This window comes from Maribacter chungangensis, assembly GCF_042676845.1.
In the GTDB taxonomy this organism is placed as follows: Bacteria; Bacteroidota; Bacteroidia; order Flavobacteriales; family Flavobacteriaceae; genus Maribacter; species Maribacter chungangensis.
The window spans coordinates 37,704-55,159 of record NZ_JBHTHY010000027.1 but is presented as its reverse complement, the minus strand read 5'-3'; the positions used below and the strand labels follow the sequence as shown (position 1 = coordinate 55,159).

The window sequence follows — 17,456 nt, the reverse complement described above, 5'->3', positions numbered from 1 at the left end:
TTGAGCATAATCAAACGGCACAAAAATAAAAAAGCACCGCCTTAGCGGTGCTTAGTGGAGAATACCGGATTCGAACCGGTGACCTCTTGCCTGCCAGCAAGAGGATTTACATATCAATACATACCAAACTAGTTTATAATTAATTGATTATCATTTAATTAATTAAAAAAAGATTGTTTTGATATCAAATGAAACCAACCATTTGCGTGCAAATTGCGTGCAAATTTTTATTACCTTTAAATTTCATGAATACCAATATAAAACTTTCTTTGGATACCCGTAGGCAGAAAAAAGATGCATCCTACCCTGTTATTTTACGATTAACTCATTTTCGTAAAACGACCTCAATAAGTTTAGGTCAATCTATTCACAAAGAATATTGGGATAATAAAAACGAGAAAATCAAAAGAGCGTTCAAAGGCACTTCATCAGTTAGCAAACTGAACAATCGTCTTTTGAAAGAAAAGACCAGAGCAGTCGACATTATTAACGACCTACACGAAAAGGACGAGCTCAACTTTTTATCTATTCTACAACTCAAAAGTAAAATCGTAAAAACTGCCTCATTTGAATCATTTTTTGAATATGGCAAGGGTATTGTGAATGAGCTAAGGACAGCAGAACGTTTTGGCAATGCCAATACCTACTATGCTGTAATCAAAGTATTGGAAAAATTCACTTGTGGAAATGACATCAAATTTAATGAGGTTAATTACGACTTTCTTAAAAGATTTGAGAATTGGCATTTTTCTAGAGGTAATTCTGTGAACGGTCTTTCTGCATACATGAGAACAATCAAGGCCATTTTCAATAAAGCAATCAAAGCCGATGTTGTTTCCAGGGATGCTTACCCCTTTACCCATTATAGAATTAAAACAACTCCTACCGAAAAAAGAGCCCTTGATATCGGCAGCATTAAATCTATAATGCTTTTGAAACTGGAAGAAACGGATAGCCTGTTTCACTATAGAAACTACTTTTTAGCATCCTATATGCTCTATGGTATTTCGTTTATGGATTTAGCTTTTCTAAAAGTTCAAAACATCATTGATAACCGTATTAAGTTCCAGAGAAAAAAGACATCCAAACCCTATGATATAAACATAACACCCCAATTGAAGGAGATACTTTCATTTTACCTTAAGAACAAGAGTAAATCAGACTTCATATTTCCGATAGTTAAAAGGGACTCTTTTGAACTTCAATATAAGGATGTATTATGGGCTCGAAAAAGATATAATAAAGGGCTGAAAGAAATTGCCAATAAATGCGCGATAGAGCAGCGTTTGACATCTTATGTATCCCGTCATAGTTTTGCTACTCAAGCTATGCTACAAGATGTTCCTTTGCAAGCTATTTCAGCGATGCTTGGCCATAATCGTTTATCTACTACTCAAATATATCTCAAGTCTTTACCAAGTGAAATATTGGATGATTATAATAAAAAGTTGATGGAGATATAGAATTGATCTTAATTTTACCCCAAATCTTACCCCTAAACTTTGCGCATGGATCCTGTGGAATTTTTGTAGTGTTCCGGCAGATAAGCGTCAAGCAAAAATTCCATAGGGCGCACACTACTTTTGATTTGGAACGCTATCTTTTTCTTTTATCCATTTTTTATACGACTGATAATGCTTAGGGTTTTGGTCAAAATATCCTTTTAGATTTGAAATTACTTCTTGCTCTCCCTTCGCAAAAGCCTTTTCTTGAATTTCCCCAATTGCAGAGACTTCTAAGGCCAGATACGCTATGATAACCAAGGATATGAACCAAATCGTGTAATGAATCCACAACTGTATCTTTGGAACCAATCTTGCTTTTGAAATCTGATGCCTAATGTCTTGAAACGACTCCTGAAGCTTTGAATTATTCGCTTTCTCGGAATTCAAATGCTCTCGGAGCAAACTTTCAATTTCCGAAGTATCAGGTATTACTTTGATGTTATCCGTATTTTGGGTCAACTGTTCCAATCTAACGATAGACTTGTTGAACCCGTCCAGCTCGTCGGTGAGCAGTTCCATTATCTCGTCCAGTTTTTTATATCCCATAATTTTCAGTTTTAAATTCCAATTCCCGTGTCGATGGCCTTTTTTATGGTTTTCTTGATGATGTTCTTGGCGATGCTCGTTGCGAGGTTGGTACCCAGTTCCACCGTTTTCCCTAGTAGTTGGACCGATTTTCCGATTTCTTTTGGTTTGGCGATCCCTTTGTTCCGGGAAAGTTGTGCCATTATCCTTCCCCCGGACATGGAACGGTGTACCTCGCTTGCCTTGAAATTATGGCCTTCATATTGGAACCGGAATCCCTGTAACTTGTTGGCCCGGTTTATTGTCGGGATGACTTCCACGTTCCTTTCTTGCATGGCCTTAATGTAGGAGTCCAATGTTTTTGGTCTATCGCTTTCCAATACTTTATGATGGATGTCCTTTATTTCCAGCCGGACCTTTATGGAATCCAGTTCCTTTTCAAGTTGTACCTCCTTGACCGTGGTCAGCCCCAGTTCCTTGGCCACGCTCTCCGCCGCCAGTTGGCTGCGCTTTCCGATAAAGCTGTCGTTATAGGCCTTGCCGTCGAAACCAATACGGTTCACGTACAGATGCACATGGGTATGTGCCTTGTCCCTGTGTACGAAGGCGATGGCCTGGCGTTCCTTCAGCTGCATTTCTTTTATGAACCGTTGGGTCATTTCCCTTAGTTGTGCTTTGGTCAAATTCCTACCGTCCTCCCGGGTCGGGCTAAGGATAAAACTCAGGGTGTTCTTTTGGCAACGCGTGTTCTCCTCCTGGACCAGCCTGAACTCTTCGGTGATCTCTTTGGGGTTTTCCCCTGCCAGGTGTTGACTGAAGACCACCTCGGCACCCTTCTCCTGGTTCCAACCGTAATCGATACTTGTCCCGGTGTGCGCTATGGATGTCCCTTTTCCTATCATTTCTTGGTCCTTTTAAAATTATAGAGGTGTTTTCTTATTTCCTCTGCCAAGGTCTCGACTTCACTGGCCAGTTTCGGATTGTGCTTCCTGAACATATTACCGATGCGGGTAAAATTCCCCTTGTACTTCACCAGCATTTTATAGTGGGCCAATTGTTCTTCGGTCAAACGTTCGATGACCGAATTTCCAAAAGCCGAACTGCGGCAATATTCGGAGAGGGAAATACCGGCCCGTTCCGCCCTTTTCTTGAGCAGTTTCTTCTCGTAGATGGAGCACCGGAACTTGATATAGGTCCTTTTCATTTCTTTTTTACTTTGCGACCGCCGGGAGCAAAGCAAGATTGTTTTTGTGGCAACAAAAACACATCTTGCGCTTCCTGACCAAATCCATTTTTAGCCTTAAAAATCAACCATTCGTTCATGTCCTTAAACCCCTCGTATAAACTTGATTTGTCCAAACAGTTATTGAAATGGGCCAGCAAGTTTTGGGTCGTTGCTTTACCGGTCGAATCATTGTCCAGATAAAGGTCGATTCGGTCGTAAAGATCCATTAGCTTAATCGCTTTTTTGACCAATGCCGTAGAGTTCAGGACCAGAAAATCATATTCCGAATTTGATTCTTGAGTACCCTCTAAAATGGATAATAGGTCGAACGTCCCTTCGGTAACGATGAGTTTTCCGTTACCATTTTTGATGTGGGTGATATCCTTCGGCGAGCTGGAATTCTTATAGTATTTGTTGCGTAATTCCCATCCACCGGAATCGTTCTTCAATCCTATGGCGAAGTATCGTCGCCCTTTATGTAGATAATGGACCTCCCTACAAATGGTCGATGCCGTAGAAATTGAAATTTTCCGTTCAAAAATATAGTTTAACAGACCGTAATGCCGAATAGGACTTTCATGGAGAATTTTTATCCCTGTATTCTTCTGGATTCTAACTGGGGGCTGCTGTTGAAAAGAGAAAGAGGTCTGGCCCTCTTCCAAGAACTTTAAGGCTTCGCTAACGGAAGATTTGTTGATTTGGCATATTAGGTCGATTACATTACCGCCTTTTCCCGCCCCATGGTCGTACCATCTGTTCAGTTTCTTGGACACCTTGAAAGAGGCTTGGGTTTCTGAGCGGAACGGGCTCAGGAACCAAGCTTCTTTTTCGGTCGATCTGGTCGGAAAGTGCCCGAGTTTTGCCAGCGCTTTTTCGATGGGAAAAGCTCGGGCTCTTTCACACGTTAACTTGTTTGTTCTTTCTTTTTTCATAAGCCGAATGGTTTTGGACAAATTTTTGATGTTTTGATGAAAAACTATCGGGAAGCCAGTATTTGCAATGGTTCCCTTGGCATCGTTTTCTTCATCGATTCATCGTTTTCATGTTTTTTCTGTTTTTTTCTGTCATCGTTTTATTTTTTGATGAACAAATGATGATATAATGATGACGGCCTCGACACCGATAGCCATTGGGAACAGCTCAATCCGTCATCGATTCATCGAAATTTTCAAGCAAAAAGGATTTTTCCACGGTAAAGTAGCGCCCCTTGGCGTCCACTAGCTGCATGGAGGCGTCCTGCCAGATGACCGGTTTTTGATAGCTGAGGGAATTGTCCTTGTTTTCCAATTTCCAGTCCCTTTTGAGCAACCTTCTGAGCTGGGTCAGATCGGTCTTTATCCTTGTCCGGTTCAACAACTGCAATGCATCCAAGGGGCAAAGGAGTATTTCCTCAGTATCGAACTGTTCCATAGCGCCCAAGAGAATCGTGGCAAGTTCCTTTTCCACCCTGTTCCGATTGTTCTGTACCAACTTTTTCAAGGCAGCGGTCTTTATCTGTTTTGGGGTAAACCACATTCTGGTAGTATGCTCCGACGATAATCGTCGTTTTTGCAGATAGTACAGGAAAGCGGGTATCTCCGATACCAGTTGGTATAGGAAATCCGTTTTCTCTTTTTTGAGCACTGGTATCTTCAGTACCCAAAACCGGGTCTCGTTCCCGTCTATCTTGATAAAATTGTCCTCGTTGTTGCTGCATAGGACGAACTTGCCGAAAAACTCCACTTCCCGCTTGTCCTTTCCCTTGGCCTCCAATTTGTTGATATTGGTCGTGCTCAGGTACTTGATGCGCTCGGTAAGCTCCTCCTTGTTGAACAGTACCTCGTCGATACAGATGAGAAGCTTGTTGGCCCAATCCGCATTGAACTGGCTGCTGAAACTGTCATTGGTCAGATAGGTCAGGTTGTTTTCGAAAATGGCCTTCAACCACTTTAAAAAAGTGCTCTTGCCCGTGGAACGTTCCTTGGAGACCAGACAGAGTATGGGAAGCACTTGAACCGGTTTTGTATACAGTAATTGCAGGTAGTCCAATCCCAGTTCATGGTGCTTCCCAAAAATGTGTTCGACGAAACCCAATGAGGTTTGATATTCCCCTTCTTTGGGGATTGCCTGTAACGGGGAATAGGTGTTGTAGAACCCTTTGTATTCCTGCTTGAAACCCAAATGGCTCGGGATACAGGTAAAGCCATCATACTTGGGCACCTTGCTCAAATAATCCTTCCCATGGTCCTGACGAATGGTCTCGATGTTCCAATGGACCAAGATCTCGTTGAAATGTCCGGCGATAGTCGGTGCCTGTACCAATTTGTAGTACGAAGTGCCCACCCTTAAATAAGGAATTGATTTCATATGATAAGGCTTTAGAAGCCAAAGGTGATTCCAGAGGCATACTGTGAATCGACAAAAATCCAGGATTGGTATTGCCTAACGAACTGGTTCCGCTATAGTTTCGATTTCAGGAATGGGTTTCCGTTCGTTCTGGAGCAGCCAATCGACGATTTTTTTCTTTTCGAAAAAGATCAGTTTCCCGTTGGGTTTGGAGTGCGGAATATGCCCCGCGGCGGTAAGTTTGTACAGATAGCTTCTGGATATACCCGTATAGTCACAGGTTTCCTCGAAGGTCAGTACCTCTTTATTGGCGATCAACAGTCTTTCCAAACGGTCGAGCCGTTCGAGTATCAAAAAATTGTCCATTTTGTTTCTTTTTAGATTAAAAAATGAACAAAAGCGCTTTTGTTTTCTTTCAATATTGTTATAGAATAAATGTATGAAAATAGGCAAGGGAAGAAAGTGATAACTCCAAATAGTTATTCACAAATAATTGATATACAGTAAATTAAATCAAAAACCACCAAACGAAATACGGTTCAAGAGCCATTAATTTTATTTGGTTTCATTTGATACCAAATGGAACCATTCCTAATATTGGTCAAATAGGTTGTTTAATGGAAAAAACGGAGTTATCAACAATTAAAAATGAAGAAATGTGAAAATAGGCACTTTAAAAAGGTAGATTTTCATGTCTGGATGTTTCTAGTTTTAATACCTCTAGCAGGAATCTAAACATTTTTTTGGAAAAATACTGTCTTGAAAATCGTTCGTTTTGTCAAACTTTACGTAACCTTCTTTTGATTAGATATTCATACCACTCAATTATTAGATTTATTAAATTCAATTTTCACTAAGTTTACATATAGGAAAAGTGTACTTATGAAATCGTTTTATCTAGCATTATGTTTTTTGCTTGCCTTGTTTTTTCTTTCTTGCTCAGGAGAAAATGAAGAAGGTAAGATTCGCATCGGTTTTTCTCAAGCGATGACCAATGACGATTGGAGGCGTTCCATGAACAACTCTATGAAGTTGCAGGCTTCTATGAACCCTGAAATTGATTTACAAATTAAAGATGCTAATTACGATGTACTGACACAAATAAAACAGATAGATGAGCTTATTGCAGATAGCGTAGATGTACTAATTGTCTCCCCCATCCAATCGAAGCCAATTACTTCAGTAGTACAAAAGGCACTCAATGCTGGTATACCAGTTTTGGTAGTCGATAGAAAAACAGAAAGCCAGCAATATACTGCCTATTTGGGTGCAGATAATATTGAGGTGGGAAGAAATGCTGCAAAGGAAATCATAGCATCCAATATTAAAGACTCCATAAGGATTATTGAAATAAAAGGTCTGGTCGGATCTTCTCCTGCCGAGGAAAGAGGCATGGGCTTTAATCAAATAATAGATCAGTTTAAGAAGGTACAGATCACAGCAACGATTGAAGGGAACTGGGAAAAAGAGTCTATTCAAAACAAGTTTAGACAACTATTAAATGATGAAATTAAAGTGGATTATGTGTTTGCCCACAACGACAGAATGGCGGTAGGCGCATGGGAGGTCGCTCGCGAGTTGGGAATAGAAAATGAAATCAGTTTTGTTGGAGTTGATGGTCTTGCCGGAACCAATGGGGGAATTCAGGCTGTAAAAGATGGAGTTTTGAAGGCAACGGTTCTCTATCCTACCGGGGGTGATGAAGCTATTAAATTGGCTTTGAAAATCTTTAACAAAGAAGCTATACCAAAGAATAACATCCTCTCAACGACTATTATCAATGAGTTGAACGCGGATATTATGAATAACCAATTTGAAAAGATAAATGAACAGCAAGATCAAATGGAAGAACAATTGGCAGCAATAAAAAAACAAGAAGAACTCTATTATTCGCAAAATAACCTTCTTAAAATTACAATGGCGTTGTTGGCAATTATCTTAAGCCTTGCTGTTTATAGTATATATTCCATCTTCGCCATTAGAAAGAAAAATAGGCAATTGGTATTGACCAACGAAAAAGTTACTGTGCAGCGAAATCAAATTGAAAAAATTGCGAAAGAAGTAAAAATAAGTAACGAGGCGAAACTGAATTTCTTTACAGGGCTTTCTCATGAATTTAAAACGCCCATTACTTTGATTTTAAGTTCTATTGAATCGATGAGCGACTTTGCAAAGGAGAAAGGTTCGAAGATGCGGAACGAAGTGGAGTTGATATACAACAACTCCAATCGTCTCTTGAGATTGATCAATCAATTACTTGATTTTAGGAAAATTGAAGATCGTAAGTTCAACCTTAAGGCATCCAAAACCAATTTGTTCGGCTTTTCAAAAATCATTTATAAAGATTTTGAACGTGAGGCGAAGAAAAGGAACATTGATTTTAAATTAATCTCCAATAATGAGTCCCTTGACGTTTTTATGGATAGGAACTTAATGGACAAAGTGTACTTCAACCTCCTTTCCAATGCCTTTAAGTTCACTCCCGATAATGGTAAGATTGAAATACATATTGAAGATGATGCAGGCGGAAATATTGTAAACATCCGTTTCAAGGATTCGGGTATTGGCATACCTCAAAATGAAATGGATGAGGTTTTTCAGGCATTTTTCAAGGGCTCGAACAATAGAAAGAACAGCTCAGGAATCGGATTGCATTTAAGCAAGGAGTTTGTTGAAATGCACAAAGGAACGATCAAGGTTAAATCTCTTCACGGTACGGAGTTCATCGTAGCGCTTTACAAAGGACAAGCACACTTTGATGAAACTGAAATCATTTCTGAACAGGATTTGGTTGATTCCAATATTATCGATTTTTCTTCAGACCACTTGATTGATGATAATTATTTAATTCAGGCACCGAGTAAAAACAAAGAAAAGTACTCGGTATTGATAATTGAAGACAATAAGGATCTATCTCAATTTCTTATGAATAAATTGCAATTGGAGTATGATATTCATCTTTCCGATGGCATTGATGCTATTGAGAAGGCTTTTGAAACTGTCCCTGATATTATACTTTGTGATATAAATCTACCAGATAAAGATGGTTTCGAAATCTGTGAAATTCTAAAAAGGGACTTACGAACCTCCCACATACCAACAATAATACTTACCGCTTTGGGCAATAAGGAATCTTACATCAAAGGACTTCAATCAGGAGCAGATTTGTATCTGACCAAACCCTTCAGCTATTCTATATTGGTTCAGTCGATTAAGTCTTTACTTTATAATAGAGAGAAACTTCGGTATTACTATACCAGTAACATACATAAAATTGAAGAACTAAATACCTTTGGGAATATAGAACAAAAATTTATCAACCAATTGAATTCCCTTATCAATGAAAATTTGGGAAATTCTGACTATTCGGTTGAAAACCTAGCAGAAGACCTTACTATCTCAAGGGTGCAACTATACAGAAAAGTAAAGGCGATGATGGGAATTAGTATAAGTGATTATATTGGTAACATCAGATTGGAAAAAGCCAAAGTGATGCTCGAGACTGGCTCATTAACGGTAGCCGAAATTGCATATACCAACGGATTTTCTTCTCCAAATTACTTCTCAACCGCCTTCAAAAACAAATACGGCACCTCTCCCATAGCGTTTCGGAAATCTATCTAGTTTACATTTCATACTATCCTTACCTCGTAGTCCCTTTTGAATGTATCAATTTTAAACTTCATGTAACATGAGTGTAGTTAGTGCGTTTAAGCCCATGTTAAAATTCTATTTTTAAGTGCTGTTTATCAAGCACTTATCATTTTAAACATGCACCTTAACAAAAATATAACATATTGATACATCATCAAAATACCCTCTTGTTTTTTACGAATACTTTAGTAACCATACTAGAGAATTACGATTATGAAAAAAATATGGGTTTGGTCTATTACCGCAGCATTGGCAGGTTTCCTGTTCGGATTTGATACGGTAGTTATCTCTGGAGTAGATAAAAAGTTGCAGGCCTTGTGGGGTTCATCAGATGTTTTTCATGGTACTATAGTTATGGCGATGGCATTATGGGGTACTGTAGTAGGTGCAATTTTAGGCGGAATTCCCACGAACAAGATAGGCAGGAAGAAAACATTATTATGGATAGGTATACTTTATACATTATCTGCCCTAGGTTCTGCATTTGCCAATGATCCGATCACATTCGCCATTTTTAGATTTATAGGTGGGCTGGGGGTTGGTGCATCTACCATTGCTGCTCCTGCCTATATATCTGAAATAGCACCTGCCAAGGACAGGGGAAAATTAGTGGCCCTTTATCAATTTAATATCGTGTTCGGAATTTTGATTGCCTTCTTTTCCAATTATCTATTAAATGGTATAGGTGAAAACGCGTGGCGATGGATGGTGGGTGTTGAAGCCATACCTGCAATTATTTATACAGTCTTCGTATTGAGCGTTCCAAAAAGCCCTAGGTGGTTGTTGACCAAAATGCGGAACGAAGAGGCAAAAAAAGTGTTGCAATTAATCAATCCCGATCAGGATCCCGAAGTACTGATGTTAGAACTAAAGACCGAAAGTGAGAATACTGTTTCGAGAGAGAATATTTTTATTAAGAAATACCGATTCCCTTCATTATTGGCTTTTTTCATCGCCTTTTTCAATCAATTGTCAGGCATAAATGCCTTTTTGTACTATGCGCCAAGAATTTTCGAAGAAGCTGGCCTTGGTGAGAGCACTGCTCTTTTAAGCAGTATAGGAATAGGGGTGACCAATATGATTTTTACTCTTTTAGGGGTATTCCTCATTGACAGGCTAGGAAGAAAACAATTGATGTACGCAGGTTCTATTGGCTATATCATCTCTTTGACTTTGGTGGCCTGTGCATTCTTCCTGAATTGGGAAGGTATGGCCGTGCCCATTTTTCTTTTCCTATTTATTGCTGCACATGCAATAGGCCAAGGCACCGTGATTTGGGTATTTATTTCAGAGATTTTCCCGAATCATTTAAGAGGGTCCGGTCAATCGTTCGGTAGTTCGGTGCATTGGATTTTAGCCGCTATCATACCCTCGTTAGTTCCCGTGTTGTTTACCACGATCGGAGCGGGTACCGTATTTGCTTTTTTTGCCTTTATGATGTTCCTACAATTGCTCTTTGTGATTTTCGTAATGCCAGAAACCAAAGGTATCTCGCTAGAGGAACTTAGTAAAACACTAACAAAAGGAAGAAAGAATACAACCGATGATCTTATAGGTCTTGATGAACAAAAATTAAACTGAAGTATTGTAAAGAACCAACAAATATGAAAAATAAGATATACAAGTTCGTGATGACAATAGGAATTTTCGCAATGGTCTTTTCTTGCAAAAATACAACCGACAAGAAAGCTGATCAGGTTCAAAATGGACAAGATACTGTTGCCATTTCCAATGAAGACCTCTACCGCCCAAACTTTCATTTTTCGCCCGAGAAAGGATGGATGAACGACCCCAATGGTATGTTCTATTATAATGGATATTACCATCTCTATTTTCAACACTATCCAGATGGTACCACTTGGGGGCCAATGCATTGGGGGCATGCCATTAGTACGGATTTGTTTAATTGGAAAGAGCAACCTATCGCTTTGTTCCCAGATGAACTAGGCTATATATTTTCTGGTAGTGCTGTGGTAGATATTGAAAATACGTCAAGTTTTGGTGTCGATGGCAAAACGCCTATAGTGGCAATCTATACCAGTCATGATCCCAAAAAGGAAAAGACGGGTGACATAGATGTGGAAAATCAAAGTATTGCCTATTCGTTGGACGAAGGTCTTACATGGACAAAATATGAAGGTAATCCGGTTTTGAAAAATCCAGGCGTTAGAGATTTTAGGGATCCAAAAGTTAGTTGGGATGATGAGAGGAAAAGATGGAACATGGTTGTAGCTGCGGGCCAAGAAATTCAATTCTACATTTCCAAGGACCTAAAATCTTGGGAGAAACTTACAAGTTTTGGGGAAGGAATAGGAAATCATAGCGGCGTTTGGGAATGTCCAGATTTATTTCAATTACCGGTTATTGGCAGTTCAGAAAAAAAATGGGTCTTGTTGGTAAGTATAAATCCTGGCGGCCCTAATACAGGCTCTGCAACCCAATATTTTGTGGGTGATTTTAATGGTTCAAATTTTATTGTTGATGAATCATTTAAAGAAGAAATGAAAAGGGAACATAGTTTTTGGGTAGACCATGGCCGAGATAATTACGCAGGCGTTACTTTTTCAAATATTGAAAACAAAGATGGCGGCAAGCTGTTTATGGGATGGATGTCAAATTGGCTATATGCCAATGAGGTGCCCACTGAAAAATGGCGTAGTGCCACAACTACGGCAAGAACATTAGAATTAGTTAAAGGTAAAAATACATACCGTCTTATAGCGAATCCTGTACCTGAATTACATGAGTTTAAAAGCAAAAAACTTGAAAATTTAGATGTCGTATTGGAAGGAAATACCCTGCTGACCACTTCTAAGGCAATCGATTTTACAAGTGCCCAAATTAATTTTAAGGTTGAAGATTTAGTTGATGGCGTTTATACTTTTGAACTTTCCAACAGTGAAGGGGATAGTTTACGTTTCGGTTATGATGCCACAAAGGGTAATTATTTTGTGGATAGAAATAAGGCGGGAATTACTGATTTTTCTAACAAATTCAGTGACAGGATTGCTACAGCCCCAAAAATCGCTACTCAAAAGGATTGGACAGGAACAATAGTCCTTGACAAAACTTCCATAGAATTATTTTTTGATGACGGCCAAACCGTAATGACAGAAATATTTTTTCCAAAAGCCCCATTCGACAGTCTTTATTTTGAAGCTCCATTAGAAGAATCTAAACTTGAATACATAGAAATACATCAACTTAAATTTAACTTAAACTAAACAATTATGAAATTAAAACTCTTGCTATTATTAATGGTAATTGTTCCAATAGGTCTAATGGCCCAGGGACAAATTACGGGTACGGTTACCTCCTCCGATGATGGTTTTCCTCTACCTGGAACTTCGGTAATTATTAAAGGAACAACAACTGGTACCACCTCGGATTTTGATGGTAACTATGAATTGAACAATGTAGCCGGTGATGCAACCCTTGTATTTAGCTATATTGGATTTACCACCATTGAAGTTCCCGTGAACGGCCAATCACAGATAAATGTTGCGCTACAAGAGGATGCACAACAGCTTGATGAAGTAGTATTGACAGGATATTCTACCGAACGAAAGGTAGATTTAACAGGAGCCGTAACCGTAGTGGATGTTGCTCCAATAGAAGGGCAAAGTTTAAGTTCTGGTAATGCCATGCAGGCTTTACAAGGACGAGTGGGTGGTCTTTTTATAGAAAAATCCGGTGATCCTACGGGGCTGAACAGTAGAATACTTATACGGGGACTTACCACTTTAGGGAATAATGACCCGCTTTACATCATAGATGGTGTGCCCACAAAAAGGCAAGAGGTATTCGCAAGTTTAAATCCTGCCACAATAGAGTCCATTCAAGTGTTGAAAGATGCTTCGGCCTCTTCAATATATGGGTCAAGAGCGGCTAATGGGGTTATTGTTGTAAGTACAAAAGGAGGTCTTAAAGGAGAGCGTCTTACGGTGAGCATCAATTCCAATCTATCTGTACAATCAGAGCGTAAACAACGCTATGAAATGTTAAATTCCCAGCAACGCGGTGAAGCTTTGTGGAGAGCATCCGTAAATGATGGCGCAGATCCAAATGCGGGCTATGGTGAAATATACAATTTTGATTGGAACAATGATTTTACTAATCCAGTTCTTAACGGTGTAGCTGTTCAGCCTTTTGTTGGTGGGAACCCAGATGTACCGGCGGGTAATACGGATTGGCAAGACGAAGTTTATGAAACAGGATATGTTTTCAATAACGAAGTTACCGTTTCTGCGGGTTCGGAAAAATCCTCTTTATTGATAAATCTAGGCTATCTAAAGAATACTGGTATGTTAAAGTATACTGGTTATGATAGATATACTGCAAAAATTAATGGTACCACTAACCTTTTCAACGACAGGGTGAAATTTGGTGTTAATACTCAAATTTCAACATCCAATGAAACCTTGGTTGCAAGTGATGTTGGTGGTGCACCCACTACAGGTTTGTCTATTACCTTGGCACCAACAATTCCTGTATATGATGCGAATGGTGAATTTGCTGGGCCTTTGGGAGCGGGGTATTCAGATAGGAACAATCCGTTATTGATGCAATATTTGAACAGATGGGACAATGCTACTAAAAACAACTTCTTTGGAAATGTTTTTGCTGAGATAAGTATTCTTGATAACCTAAAATTTCGCTCTAGTTTAGGCATAGATTTCAGCGACTTCAAAAGGAAAAATATAGAGCCAAAAGTATTTAACGGTTTTGTTACTCGAAGTAATAACAGGTTAATTTTTGACACCAATAAATTGAGAACATTAACTTTTTCAAATACGTTGAATTATAATTTAGAAGTTGGGAAACACAGATTTGGAGCGCTATTGGGTATTGAGTCTATAAGAGAAGATTTTGATACTATTTTTGCGCAAGCAGATGATTTTGCAGTAGAACAAGAATCTTATTTTGTGCTTTCCGCCGCAACCGGTGCGAGAACAAATAATGGTATATCTACCCAATACAGCCTCGCTTCACAATTTGGGAAATTAAACTATTCATTTGATGATAAATACTTGGCATCCTTTACAATCCGTAGAGACGGTTCCTCAAGGTTTGGAGCTAACAATAGATATGGTATTTTTCCGGCCGCAACTTTGGGTTGGAGAATTAGTCAGGAAGAGTTTTTAAAGGATAGTGAATTGATTTCCAATTTAAAGCTTAGGGCAGGTTATGGAGAAGTAGGAAACCAAGAAATTGGTAATACTGCAAGATTCGGTTTATACGAATCAAGATATGGTCAAAACCAAGCACAATTGACCGGTGGGTTTTTTGAAATTTACTATAATGTTGGTACAGCATATGACATTAATGGTAATAACACAGGTACATTACCATCAGGTTTTGTTTCTACTCAAGCACCTAACCCTAATTTAAAGTGGGAAACTACCAAAGAATGGAATTATGGTATCGATTTTGGGTTTTTAAATAACAAAATAAGCGGTTCCTTCGATTATTTTACAAGGGAAACTACGGATATTTTGACTACTCCTCCAATTGCCTCCGTTATAGGCGAAGGACAACAACGAGTATTGAACGGTGCCGCAACGGCCGCTAAAGGTTGGGAATTTAATGTTGGATATTCCAATGTTTGGGATAATGGATTTTCTTTAGGGGTTTCTACAAATTTTGGTGCCTTCAAGGATGAAATTACCTTTCTACCAGAAGAAGTTAGAGCAGCATTTCCCGGTACTGCCCAAAACTCAATCCTTGGACAGTCGCAAACAGCTATATTCGGTTATCGTACAGACGGACTGTTTCAAAGTCAGGCAGATGTTGATGCACATCCCACAGGAGGTGTACAAACTGGTAATGCTAGACCAGGTGGTATAAAAATAGTGGATGTAGACAATAATGGCGTTATCGATAGTAATGACCGTGATTTTATTGGTAATACCCTTCCTGATTTGGAATATGGTATTCGATTGGATGTAGGTTACAAAAATTTCGATTTTTCAGTCTTCGGTTCAGGAGTTGCAGGTCGTATAGGAGTTGATTCCTATATGTTTTGGAACAATTTTGTTCAAGGAAGAGATAATGCAGGTCTTGGAGTCTTAAACGCATGGACACCACAAAACACAAGCTCTACAATACCTTCATTATCATTGGTGAACAATTTTACGGATACTTCAGACTATATCTTTAGAAACAATTCCTATTTTAAAATTAGAAATTTACAAGTAGGATATTCATTGCCAACTGATATTATAGGTAAGATGGCAGGTATGACCGGACTTCGAATCTATTTACAAGGGGAGAATTTATTTTGGTTTACTCCTAAAGGATATATAGGAGCCGATCCTGAAAGAATAGATGTAAATAGAATTCCCGTACCTACCGTGTATTCCGTAGGCTTGAACATTAACTTTTAATAAAAAATTGACAATCATGAAATATAATAAAATATTAGTTATAGTGATGTACACAGCCTTAGTGTTCACTTCATGTTCCGATGACTATTTGGAATATGAACCAGAAGGTGTTTTGTCTAGTGAAAACGTGGCAACTGCTGAGAATGCAGAATCTTTGGTCATTGCTGCATATGCAGGAATTGCAAATGATGAAATGATTGGACCATTAACACATCAATGGGTTTATGGTAGTGTACGTTCGGACGATGCCTATAAAGGTGGTGGTGGCCGAGGTGATGTTGACGTTGTTGATAAATATGAACAATATAATCTCACTATCGCAGATATGGGAGATTGGATGGCACCTAGAACGTGGACCGATTATTATAAGGCGATTTCTAGGGCGAACTTTGCACTTTCCGTTATTAATGATATCCCGGATGGTGAATATGCTCAAAAAACTACTAGACAGGCAGAATTACGCTTTCTAAGGGCTCATTCTCATTTTATGCTTAAATTAATTTTTAAGAAAATCCCATATATCACGGAAAATTTAACACAGGAAGAGATTGCTCAAACTTCAAATGATGTGGATAATGATGCGTTATGGAATACGATTGCTGAGGATTTTCTTTTCGCGTATGACAATCTACCACAAGCTCAAGATGAAGTGGGTAGGGCAGACCGAAATGCAGCTGCAGCTTATTTGGCAAAATTACGTTTATATCAAGCTTATGAGCAGAATGACCAACACCAAGTAACCAATATCAATACCGCACGTTTACAAGAGGTGATTGATTACGCTGATGAAGTTACCGGGAGTCTACAACCGGATTTTGGAGAAAATTTCTTGGATGGTTTTGATAACGGACCGGAATCTATCTGGGCGGCCCAGTTTTCTATCAATGACGGTACAACCGTTGGTAGAGTTAGTTTCGTAACTGGTTTAAATTCGCCACACGGCACAGGCCTATATGGGTGCTGTGGATTTCATTTGGCCAGTCAAAATATGGTGAATTCATTTAAGACTGATGCTGCGGGATTACCACTGCTAGATACCTTCAACGATACTGACATTTTCACCAATATAGACGCCAATGGCACAACACCTCCCGACAGTGGTTTGAGTGTTGACCCAAGGATTGACCATACTGTGGGAATACCGGGAAGACCGTTTAAATACAGAAATACGGTAAGTGAATCAGGAGATATGGTTTATAATTTCAGTTGGGCCAGAGATCCTGGTGTTTATGGTTATTTTGGAAATATGAAAGAGCAACAAGCTCCTGATTGCTCGTGCTATGTAAAAGAAGGGCCATTTGTAGGTACATCAAAGAATGTGGATTTTATCAGGTATGCCGATGTTCTTCTTTGGAAGGCTGAAGCCTTGATTCAATTAGATCGATGGAACGAAGCTTTGCCCATCATAAATCAAGTCAGGAGTCGTGCTGCAGCAAGTACACAAAGACCAATAGATGCAGGAGCAACGGATATTTATGCAATTGCACCTTATGCTTCCTTCCCATCAAAAGATTATGCATGGAAAGCCTTAATGTTCGAAAGAAGGTTGGAGTTTGCCATGGAAGGGCATAGATGGTATGACCTAGTAAGATGGGGAATTGCGGAGGAAACACTAAATGCATATTTGGCAGAAGAAAAGACTAAAAGAGATTTTCTTTCCAATGCCCAATTTACATCTGGGCGAGATGAATATTATCCAATACCGCAAAGAGAAATTGATTTTACTGGTGGGTTATATGTTCAAAATCCCGGATATTAAATTTTCAAAAAACTGAATAGTAAGTTGAGTTAGTTGAGTTAGTTTGTAAAAGCACGGGGGTTGTTTCCCGTGCTTTT

Annotated in this window: 12 protein-coding genes; 6 read left to right on the top strand and 6 right to left on the bottom strand. The window is 39.0% G+C overall.

Features of this window, described 5'->3' with window-relative positions:
- Nucleotides 1–245: 245 nt before the first annotated feature.
- Nucleotides 246–1,463 carry a site-specific integrase gene (locus ACFQZJ_RS19230; RefSeq protein WP_210707310.1) on the top strand — a complete coding sequence of 406 codons (1,218 nt, stop codon included), beginning with the start codon at nt 246–248 and terminating at the stop codon, nt 1,461–1,463.
- A gap of 114 nt (nt 1,464–1,577) precedes the next feature.
- Here the strand turns inward: ACFQZJ_RS19230 and ACFQZJ_RS19225 are convergent, their stop codons facing one another.
- The 6 genes from ACFQZJ_RS19225 to ACFQZJ_RS19200 all read right to left on the bottom strand — a co-directional run bounded on the left by ACFQZJ_RS19225 (nt 1,578) and on the right by ACFQZJ_RS19200 (nt 5,946).
- Entirely contained in the window at nt 1,578–2,051 is a 474-nt protein-coding gene (locus ACFQZJ_RS19225; protein WP_210707311.1) for a DUF6730 family protein, read from the bottom strand.
- A gap of 11 nt (nt 2,052–2,062) precedes the next feature.
- Nucleotides 2,063–2,932, bottom strand: a complete 870-nt coding sequence (locus tag ACFQZJ_RS19220) for a relaxase/mobilization nuclease domain-containing protein (RefSeq protein WP_210707312.1) — start codon at nt 2,930–2,932, stop codon at nt 2,063–2,065.
- Entirely contained in the window at nt 2,929–3,234 is a 306-nt protein-coding gene (gene mbpA, locus ACFQZJ_RS19215) for a mobilization protein MbpA (RefSeq protein ID WP_379936596.1), read from the bottom strand. The genes ACFQZJ_RS19220 and mbpA overlap by 4 nt, the downstream gene beginning before the upstream one ends.
- Entirely contained in the window at nt 3,231–4,187 is a 957-nt protein-coding gene (locus ACFQZJ_RS19210) for a toprim domain-containing protein (RefSeq protein WP_379936595.1), read from the bottom strand. The genes mbpA and ACFQZJ_RS19210 overlap by 4 nt, the downstream gene beginning before the upstream one ends.
- A 208-nt stretch (nt 4,188–4,395) precedes the next feature.
- The gene (locus ACFQZJ_RS19205) at nt 4,396–5,601 is read right to left on the bottom strand and encodes a primase-helicase family protein (RefSeq protein ID WP_379936594.1); all 1,206 of its coding nucleotides are present in this window, start codon (nt 5,599–5,601) and stop codon (nt 4,396–4,398) included.
- 75 nt (nt 5,602–5,676) lie between these two features.
- Nucleotides 5,677–5,946, bottom strand: coding sequence for a helix-turn-helix domain-containing protein (locus ACFQZJ_RS19200; protein WP_210707319.1), 270 nt, complete (start codon nt 5,944–5,946; stop codon nt 5,677–5,679).
- A gap of 516 nt (nt 5,947–6,462) precedes the next feature.
- Between ACFQZJ_RS19200 and ACFQZJ_RS19195 the strand changes: the two genes are divergently transcribed.
- The 5 genes from ACFQZJ_RS19195 to ACFQZJ_RS19175 all read left to right on the top strand — a co-directional run bounded on the left by ACFQZJ_RS19195 (nt 6,463) and on the right by ACFQZJ_RS19175 (nt 17,379).
- Nucleotides 6,463–9,204 carry a hybrid sensor histidine kinase/response regulator transcription factor gene (locus ACFQZJ_RS19195; RefSeq protein WP_379936593.1) on the top strand — a complete coding sequence of 914 codons (2,742 nt, stop codon included), beginning with the start codon at nt 6,463–6,465 and terminating at the stop codon, nt 9,202–9,204.
- 243 nt (nt 9,205–9,447) lie between these two features.
- The gene (locus tag ACFQZJ_RS19190; RefSeq protein WP_379936592.1) at nt 9,448–10,815 is read left to right on the top strand and encodes a sugar porter family MFS transporter; all 1,368 of its coding nucleotides are present in this window, start codon (nt 9,448–9,450) and stop codon (nt 10,813–10,815) included.
- Nucleotides 10,816–10,838: 23 nt separating this feature from the next.
- On the top strand, nt 10,839–12,458 hold the full coding sequence (locus ACFQZJ_RS19185) for a glycoside hydrolase family 32 protein (protein WP_379936591.1): 1,620 nt from the start codon (nt 10,839–10,841) through the stop codon (nt 12,456–12,458).
- Nucleotides 12,459–12,464: 6 nt separating this feature from the next.
- Complete coding sequence (locus tag ACFQZJ_RS19180; protein ID WP_379936590.1) at nt 12,465–15,620, top strand: SusC/RagA family TonB-linked outer membrane protein; 3,156 nt, start codon at nt 12,465–12,467, stop codon at nt 15,618–15,620.
- 16 nt (nt 15,621–15,636) lie between these two features.
- Nucleotides 15,637–17,379 carry a RagB/SusD family nutrient uptake outer membrane protein gene (locus tag ACFQZJ_RS19175; RefSeq protein ID WP_379936589.1) on the top strand — a complete coding sequence of 581 codons (1,743 nt, stop codon included), beginning with the start codon at nt 15,637–15,639 and terminating at the stop codon, nt 17,377–17,379.
- Nucleotides 17,380–17,456 lie beyond the last annotated feature (77 nt).